The 1,771-nt window shown below is 46.8% G+C and carries 2 protein-coding genes; both read right to left on the bottom strand.

From position 1 onward, the window contains the following. Positions 1 to 1,118, bottom strand: a 1,118-nt coding sequence (locus JMN32_RS16340) for a strawberry notch-like NTP hydrolase domain-containing protein (protein ID WP_202857434.1), incomplete at its 3' end; no start/stop codon positions are given. Positions 1,119 to 1,526: 408 nt separating this feature from the next. After that, positions 1,527 to 1,771, bottom strand: a 245-nt coding sequence (locus JMN32_RS16330; protein WP_202857432.1) for a hypothetical protein, incomplete at its 5' end; no start/stop codon positions are given.

Raw genomic sequence — 1,771 nt, 5'->3', positions numbered from 1 at the left:
TCACCGGCCTTGCGGGCAGAACTATGGACCTCATTAAGAATAGGCATGATAAACTGTTCTTCAAAGGCCACTACCTGGTTCATGAGCCTGATGATCCTGTCTACACTTGCCCTGTTCTTGCTGCGTTCAGGTTCCTTGTCCAGTACTTTGTATTCTACATGTATTCCCTCATTGGAACGCTGACGGCGGATAAGCTGACCTGACTCTGCCAGGTTGGAGGCGACGATTTCCTGAAGTGCCAGCCCGCCACGTTGCATTGCAGAAACGAATACCATATCACTCATATTGGTCTCCCGGATCGAGGTTTTCTTGGCATAGAAAGGCATGACCTCCGGGTATTTGGCAAAAGTTGCGCTCAAAAAACAGCAGGTTTTGGTTTTAGGAAGAATACGGCGCATCCATTCTCCAACGATTGAGTCAAAACTTCCTGCCATATGGCTTTCATCGAGGATGAAAACTACTTTTTTGTACTTCTTGCTGCCTTCCACACCTCTGGCGATCAATTGACTTAACCATAACTTTTTATAAGGCTGGGCAGCCTGCACTTGTGAATAGGTACAGAAAATACTATCATAATCTTCCGGCAAATAGTCAATGGACTCGGTCAGCGTGATGGTAGGGTATTGTTCCGGGTCGGGTAAGGGCTTATTAATACGCTTGTGGTATTCCATCGATTCCTGGCTTTCGGTGGGAACCTCCCGACTGATTGTTAACAGCTCCTTTTGCTGGTTGGGGTTCAAGGGTGAAAATACCACATGACCTTCTGCATCTTTGATCCTGGCATTAGTATCAGTGTTCACGATGAAAGGACGTATCCCGTCAAACCCGATACTTTTCAGGTCCCGAAACATATCGGTGAATAGGTCGGGCTTACGGGTGAAAAATATAGGCAGGTAACCGCTTACAATGGCATGACGGATAACCGCTGCCGCCTGACGGCCTTTTCCGATGCCCGTCTGGTCTGCGATAATAATGCCCATTTCTTTATCGAACTGTTCCAGGTACAGGGCAACGGCATCTACCTGTTCTGCACTCAGACTGTTCCAAAGCTCTTTGACCGTGGCATATTTCAGGTGGTCGCGGACATAGTTATCGATATTACCGCGCCTTTTGACCACTTCGTTGAGTGCCTTTTGGACCNTAACTTTTCAGGGTGATCTCCTGGTAGATAGCCAGGCTTTCTTCTCTTGAAATGCCACCATGCACCAGGGAATCTTCGGGAAGGGAGGGATCGAATACTGACCAGTTGTCTTTTAAGTCCCATAAGGCCTTTTCCATGGCTCCACTCTGGAAGAGAAAGGCGGCGATTTCCTCTACACTTTCTCCTGAGTTATAGCTAATGCCCAAATAGTCCTCGATCATACCGATCGGGTTTTCACCCTGTTCCTGGGATGCTGCGATAAGTTCATGCAACCGGATAAACAGGGCGGCTTCATGGTCATGGTAGTTCTTGAAGGTTACAGGGTTGCTTACCGTAAAGAGCCTGACCTGGCTTTCGGTTTTCATTAATTGGTTGTTTAAAAAGATCATAGTCCTGTTTCTATTTTGAGTTGTTGTATAACTTTTTCCAGTGGGTGCATAATATGGCTGGATACTCTTTCCCAGAGTTCACTAAAGTTGTTCACCATACCTTCGAGTGAAGGGGCTTCATCTTTGATCGGGGCAACACCAGACGGCTCAGCCTTGCGGCCTGCAATCAGTATCAGCATGGTCTTTTCTATAGCCCCTTGTTTATTATAAAGATTGTAACTGTTCAGGTTGATCACATCAT

This window comes from Fulvivirga marina (assembly GCF_016775155.1).
GTDB lineage: Bacteria > Bacteroidota > Bacteroidia > Cytophagales > Cyclobacteriaceae > Fulvivirga > Fulvivirga marina.
Note: the sequence above shows the minus strand (reverse complement) of the source record. Positions and strands in the feature narration are given on the sequence as shown.